Origin of the sequence: Stenotrophomonas sp., from assembly GCF_036662295.1 — a bacterium.
Lineage (GTDB): Bacteria > Pseudomonadota > Gammaproteobacteria > Xanthomonadales > Xanthomonadaceae > Stenotrophomonas.
This window is the reverse complement of record NZ_JAVWXA010000157.1, coordinates 1-6,722: the sequence shown is the minus strand read 5'-3', so window position 1 is coordinate 6,722 and position 6,722 is coordinate 1. Positions and strand designations below refer to the sequence as shown.

6 protein-coding genes are annotated in these 6,722 nt (G+C 65.6%); 4 read left to right on the top strand and 2 right to left on the bottom strand.

The genetic code is table 11. From position 1 onward, the window contains the following. Window positions 1-137 precede the first annotated feature (137 nt). Complete coding sequence (locus RSA25_RS18570) at window positions 138-2,009, top strand: ABC transporter ATP-binding protein (RefSeq protein WP_332810308.1); 1,872 nt, start codon at window positions 138-140, stop codon at window positions 2,007-2,009. A 94-nt stretch (window positions 2,010-2,103) separates the two neighbouring features. Next, window positions 2,104-2,883, top strand: coding sequence for a ferredoxin--NADP reductase (locus tag RSA25_RS18565; RefSeq protein WP_332810307.1), 780 nt, complete (start codon window positions 2,104-2,106; stop codon window positions 2,881-2,883). Between the two features lie 91 nt (window positions 2,884-2,974). On the opposite strand, the gene RSA25_RS18560 is transcribed toward RSA25_RS18565, so the two are convergent. Beyond that, window positions 2,975-3,460, bottom strand: coding sequence for a glutathione peroxidase (locus tag RSA25_RS18560; protein WP_332810306.1), 486 nt, complete (start codon window positions 3,458-3,460; stop codon window positions 2,975-2,977). 122 nt (window positions 3,461-3,582) lie between these two features. On the opposite strand from RSA25_RS18560, the gene RSA25_RS18555 reads away from it, so the two are divergent. Further along, window positions 3,583-5,751 (top strand): M3 family metallopeptidase, encoded by a 2,169-nt coding sequence (locus tag RSA25_RS18555; RefSeq protein ID WP_332810305.1) that lies wholly within the window; start codon window positions 3,583-3,585, stop codon window positions 5,749-5,751. A gap of 147 nt (window positions 5,752-5,898) precedes the next feature. Beyond that, on the top strand, window positions 5,899-6,234 hold the full coding sequence (locus tag RSA25_RS18550) for a hypothetical protein (RefSeq protein WP_332810304.1): 336 nt from the start codon (window positions 5,899-5,901) through the stop codon (window positions 6,232-6,234). 102 nt (window positions 6,235-6,336) lie between these two features. Here RSA25_RS18550 and RSA25_RS18545 read toward each other — a convergent pair whose 3' ends face one another. After that, on the bottom strand, window positions 6,337-6,591 hold the full coding sequence (locus RSA25_RS18545; RefSeq protein WP_332810303.1) for a hypothetical protein: 255 nt from the start codon (window positions 6,589-6,591) through the stop codon (window positions 6,337-6,339). Window positions 6,592-6,722: the final 131 nt, after the last annotated feature.

The window sequence follows — 6,722 nt, the reverse complement described above, 5'->3', positions numbered from 1 at the left end:
GGTGGCATTCTCGCACCGCGGGGAGCCGGCCAGCGGCCGGCACTACCGGTCTTCTGCAGTCGGTGGCCGCGCGCTGGTGAGGTGCAATACAACGCATTCATCCCTCCGCCACGCTGCGCGCGCGCACAATGGCGGCCATGCCCGCCTCCCCCGCCGCCGGCGCTACCGGCCAGAAGAATCCCAGCCTGCGCGAACGCTTCCAGGCCATGCGCAACCTGCCGCCGTTCCTGCGCCAGGTGTGGCAGACCAGTCCGGCACTGGCCAGTGCCAGCCTCGGGCTGCGCCTGATCCGCGCCCTGCTGCCGGTGGCCATGCTGTACGTGGGCAAGCTCATCATCGATGCCGCGTTGCACCTGAGCCAGCATGAGGCCGGCTTCCCGCCGTTCGGCGAGGCGCTTTCCAGCGGCCTGCTCAACCCGCTGCTGGCCCTGCTCGCGCTGGAATTCGGGCTGGCGATCGCCTCGGACCTGCTGGGCCGGATGGTCAACTACGCCGACACCCTGCTCTCCGAACTGTTCACCAACGTCACCAGCGTGCGGCTGATGGAGCACGCCGCCGAGCTGGACCTGGAAGATTTCGAAGACCCCGACCTGCAGGACAAGCTGGACCGCGCCCGGCGCCAGACCATGGGCCGGATGAACCTGATGAGCCAGCTGTTCGGCCAGGTGCAGGACAGCATCACCGTGGCCAGCCTGGCGGTGGGCCTGCTGGTGTATGCGCCGTGGCTGATCCTGCTGCTGGCGGTGGCGCTGGTGCCGGCGTTCATCGGCGAATCGCACTTCAACGCCGCCGGTTACTCGCTCAATTTCCAGTGGACGCCCGAGCGCCGCCAGCTCGATTACCTGCGCCAGATCGGGGCCAGCGTGGAAACCGCCAAGGAGGTGAAGATCTTCAACCTCCATCGTTTCCTGATCGAGCGCTACAAGGGGCTGGCCGACAAGTTCTTCCACGCCAACCGCACGCTGGCGCGCAAGCGCGCGTTCTGGGGCACGCTGCTGGCCGCACTCGGCACGCTGGGCTATTACACCGCCTATGCCTACATCGCCTGGCGCACGGTGCGCGGCGATTTTTCCATCGGCGACCTCACCTTCCTGGCCGGCAGTTTCCTGCGCCTGCGCCAGTTGCTGGAGGGCCTGCTGATCGGCTTCTCGCAGGTGGCCGGGCAGGCGCTGTACCTGGATGACCTGTTCTCGTTCTTCCAGATCCAGCCGGAAATCCACTCGCGCACCGACGCGGTGGCCATTCCCCAGCCGATCCGGCAGGGCTTCGTGTTCGAGAACGTCGGCTTCCGCTACCCCGATGCCGAGCGCTGGGCGGTGCGGCACCTGGACTTCGAACTGCGGGCTGGCGAAGTGCTGGCGCTGGTGGGCGAAAACGGGGCGGGCAAGACCACGCTGGTCAAGCTGCTGGCCCGCCTTTACGACCCCGACGAAGGCCGCATCCTGCTCGACGGCCGCGACCTGCGCGACTACGACCTGGACGACCTGCGCGCCAACATGGGGGTGATCTTCCAGGATTTCGTGCGCTACAACCTCAGCGCCGGGGAGAACATCGGCGTCGGCCTGGTCGAGGCGATGACCGACGATGCGCGCATCCGCGATGCGGCGCGCCGCGGCATGGCCGAGGAGGTCATCAACGCCCTGCCCCACGGCTACGAGCAGCTGATCGGCCGGCGCTTCAAGCAGGGCGTGGATCTCTCCGGCGGGCAGTGGCAGAAGATCGCCATCGCCCGTGCCTACATGCGCGATGCGCAGGTGATGATCCTGGACGAACCGACCGCGGCACTGGATGCACGCAGTGAGTTCGAGGTGTTCCAGCGCTTCAAGGAACTGTCCGACAACCGCACCGCCGTGTTGATCTCCCACCGCTTCTCCTCGGTGCGCATGGCCGACCGCATCCTGGTGCTGGCCGATGGCCGGATCGAGGCCAGCGGCACCCATGCCGCCCTCATGGCCCAAGGCGGCCGATACGCCGAATTGTTCGAGCTGCAGGCCGCCGGCTATCGCTGAAACCCCCATTCCACAAGGCTTCCCGGCCAGTCAATGAGAATTTATCTCATTTGAGATAAACTGGACGGGACAAAACAGATCAGACCCCACCCCCATGTCTTCCGCTTTCGGCGCCGAAACGGTGCTTGAGGTCCGTCACTGGACCGACGCCTACTTCAGCTTCACCACGACCCGCGACAGCGGCTTCCGCTTCGAGAACGGCCAGTTCGTGATGATCGGCCTGGAGACCGAGACGCGCCCGCTGCTGCGCGCGTATTCCATTGCCAGTGCCAACTGGGAAGAGAACCTGGAGTTCTTCAGCATCAAGGTCCAGGACGGCCCGCTGACCTCCCGCCTGCAGCACATCCAGCCCGGCGACAAGGTCCTGGTCGGCAAGAAGCCCACCGGCACCCTGCTGATCAGCGACCTGCACCCCGGCAAGCACCTGTACCTGCTGGGCACCGGCACCGGCCTGGCGCCGTGGTTGTCGGTGATCAAGGACCCGGAGACTTACGAGCGCTTCGACAAGGTGATCCTCACCCACGGCGTGCGCTTCGAGAAGGACCTGGCCTACCGCGACCTGTTCGAGAAGGAACTGCGCGAACACGAGTTCCTCGGCGAGATGATCGGCGACAAGCTGCTGTACTACCCGGCCGTCACCCGCGAAGCCTTCCCCAACCAGGGCCGGCTGACTTCGCTGATGGAAAGCGGTGAAATGCAGAAGACCCTCGGCCTGCCGCCGCTGGACCCGGAAAACGACCGCGCCATGATCTGCGGCAGCCCGCAGATGCTGGCCGACCTGCGCGCCGTGCTGGACAGCCGCGGCTTCCAGACCTCCCCGCGCATCGGCACCCCGGGCCACTACGTCTTCGAGCGCGCCTTCGTCGAAAAGTAGTCCCGCCGCCCAGGGGGGGTAGAGCCACGCCATGCGTGGCTGGACGGCAAGGCGATGCAAGGGCACCCCGCCCCGTCGCCTCGCCCCCACGTCACCGCGCCAACGCGGCCTCGATATCCCCACGCAACGATTCCGGCTTGTCGGTCGGCGCATACCGCTGCAACACCTCGCCATCGCGCCCGACCAGGAACTTGCTGAAGTTCCATTTGATCCCGCGCGTGCCCAGCAGCCCGGACTTCTCGCCCTTCAGCCACTGCCACAGCGGATGGGCACCCTCGCCGTTGACCTCGATCTTCTCCGACAGCGGGAAGTCCACCGCGTAGGTCAGCGAGCAGAACGCCTGGATCTCCTCGGCATTGCCCGGCTCCTGGTGCCCGAACTGATCACAGGGGAAGCCGATCACCACCAGCCCGCGCGGCCCGAACTCGCGCCACAGCGCCTCCAAGCCTTCGTACTGCGGGGTGAAGCCGCATTTGCTGGCCACGTTGACCAGCAGCAGCACCTGCCCGTGGTACTGCTCCAGGGCCTGCGGCTCGCCGGCCAGGTCGACAAAGGAGAAATCGAACGCGTTGCTCATCAGGGAAGCTCCGACGGTAGGCCGCCATCTTAGCGCCGGCCTGGTGAGCATGCCTTTCGACACAAGCCCCCGCCCATCACCCCGGGTTAACCTCGGGCACTTGTCTGACCGGAGAATTCCCCTTGACCACCCGTCTTGCCCTCGCCGTCGCCGTGACCCTCGGCCTTGCCCTGCCCGCCTATTCCGCCGTTGCCGCCCCCGCCGCCGCGACCGCCCAGCAGGCCAACCCGTTCTTCGCCGACAGCCCGCTGCCGCTGCACTACCCGCAGTTCGACAAGATCAAGGACAGCGATTTCGCGCCCGCCTTCGATGCCGGCATGGCCCAGCAGTTGAAGGAAGTGGCGGCGATCGCCAACAACAAGGCCAAGCCGACCTTCGACAACACCCTCATCGCCCTGGAAAAGAGCGGTGACACCCTGGACCGCGCCACCACCGTGTTCTTCAGCCTGGTCGGCGCGGACACCAACGATGCGCGCAAGAAGCTGCAGGCCGACTACTCGGCCCGTTTTGCCGCCCACAGCGATGCCATCGCCCTCAACGGCAAGCTGTTCGCCCGCATCCAGGCCCTGTACGACACCCGCAACGACCTGGGCCTGGACGCCGAAGGCGTGCGCCTGGTCGAGAAGTACTACGACAGCTACGTGCGCTCCGGTGCCAAGCTCAATGAAGCCGACAAGACCAAGCTCAAGGCGATGAACGCCGAGCTGGCCAACCTGGGCACCACCTTCAGCCAGAACGTGCAGAACGAGGTCAACGCCTCGGCCGTGGTCGTGGACGACGTCAAGCAGCTGGACGGCCTGTCCGACGAGCAGATCGCCGCTGCCGCCGAAGCCGCCAAGGCCCGCAAGCTGGACGGCAAGTACGTCATCGCCCTGCTCAACACCACCGGCCAGCCGCCGCTGACCAACCTGCGCAACCGCGAGCTGCGCCAGAAGATCTACGAAGCCTCCATCACCCGCGGCAGCCGCGGCGGCCAGTACGACAACACCGCGCTGGTCTCGCGCATCATGCAGTTGCGCGCCGACAAGGCCAAGCTGATGGGCTTTGCCAACTTCGCCGCCTACAACCTGACCAACCAGACCGCCAAGACCCCCGAAGCGGTCAATGCCATGCTCGGCCAGCTCGCCCCGGCTGCCGTCGCCAACGCCAAGCGCGAAGCGGCCGACCTGCAGGCCATGATCGACAAGGAACAGAAGGCGGCCGGCAAGCCGACCTTCCAGCTTGAAGCATGGGACTGGGCCTTCTACAGCGAGAAGGTGCGCCAGGCCAAGTACAACTTCGACGAATCCCAGCTCAAGCCGTACTTCGAGCTGAAGAACGTGCTGGAAAACGGCGTGTTCTACGCCGCCAACCAGGAATACGGCCTCACCTTCAAGCAGCGCACCGACCTGCCGGTCTACCACGAGGACGTCACCGTCTATGACGTGTTCGACGCCGACGGCAGCCAGCTGGCGATCTTCATCTTCGACCCCTACGCGCGCGCCTCCAAGCGCGGTGGCGCCTGGATGAACTCGTATGTCTCCCAGTCCGCGCTGACCGGCTTCAAGCCGGTGGTGGCCAACCACCTCAACATCCCCAAGCCGCCGGCCGGCCAGCCTTCGCTGCTGACCTGGGATGAAGTGACCACCACCTTCCACGAGTTCGGCCACGCCCTGCATGGCATGTTCTCCAACGTGAAGTACCCCTACTTCTCCGGCACCGCCGTGCCGCGTGACTTCGTCGAGTTCCCCTCGCAGGTCAACGAAATGTGGTCGGACAACCCGGCCATCCTGAAGAACTACGCCAAGCACTACCAGAACGGCACCGCGATGCCGCAGGCGCTGCTGGACAAGGTGATCGCCGCGTCCAAGTTCAACCAGGGCTTTGCCACCACCGAGTACCTGGGCGCGGCCATGCTGGACCAGCGCTGGCACCAGATCGGCCCGGACCAGGTGCCGGCCGCCAAGGACGTGATGGCCTTCGAGCGCGCCGCGCTGGAGAAGGACGGCATCTACTACGCGCCGGTCCCGCCGCGTTACAAGACCCCGTACTTCAGCCACATCATGGGCGGCTACTCGGCCGGCTACTATGCCTACATCTGGTCTGAAGTGCTCGATGCGAACACCCAGAAGTGGTTCCGCGAGAACGGCGGCCTGAGCCGCAAGAACGGCGACCATTTCCGCCAGACCCTGCTGTCCAAGGGCGGCAGCGTGGATGCGATGGAACTGTTCCGCAACTTCGCCGGGCATGAGCCGCAGATCGAACCGCTGCTGGAGAAGCGTGGCCTGACCGGTGGGGATGGCAAAAAGTAAGCGTTGGCGCCAGCGACGCGTTCTGCATGGAGGCCGCCTGGGAAACCAGGCGGCCTTTTTCGTGCGCGCGACCTGTGGCTTTCGTCTGGCGCCACGGCAGCCGGACAGGCATGATGCTGCCAGCTTCTTCAACCCCAAGGAACGGATATGACCCTTCAGCGCTTCAAGATGATGCTTGCCGGTGGCCTGCTCGCCCTGGTCCTCTCGCCCGTGGCGTCGGCACAGACGCGCGACGCCACCGCGATGCTGCAGGAATCGGTGTCCAAGGCCGTGGCCTGCCGCGGTGAGTTTGGCGACGACTGGGACCAGGTGGTGCGCGACGCACTGGACACGCTGGAGGCCCACCTGCTCGAGCAGGACCCGGACATGTCCAAGGTGGATCTGGACGTGGCCTATACCGAGGCACTGGAAGGTGGCAAGACGATGAAGATGACGCCGGCGCTGCGCGCGTACTGCGAGCAGGCGATGGCGGCGGGCGGCTGAGGCGAGCCCGCCCCTTCAGCGGCGGGACGCCGATATTCCGATCAGCGTTCATCGCCGTCACGCGCGGCCCGGCATTGCCGAGCCGCCCGCGACGGCGCCTCGTCACGGCGCCTCACCCAGGGTCTTGAAGGCAGAGAGCCTCGAGAGGATGTAGTAACCAAGGTCGGCCAGTTCCTGAGCATCAAATGCCAACCGGTCAAACTGCGCTGGATCGACTTCCTTCTGCGTCACGATTTCGCGTTGATGCCATGCCGCAGGCTGGGATTGTCCTTCCTGAAGATCATCAAGCCGAATGAACATCCGGCCGTGCTCATGGGTCAGGCGCACAAGGACGCCACGTTTCAGCTTGGTTGACATCGTGATCTCTTCATCGCGTAGAGGGTGCATTCACAGGTCGATTCGGTGGCGCAGGCAGGCCGCTTGCTTCATGCATTGCTCTCCGCACTACGCGCGATCGACGGCCCGGCAAACCGCACGCAACTGGAACC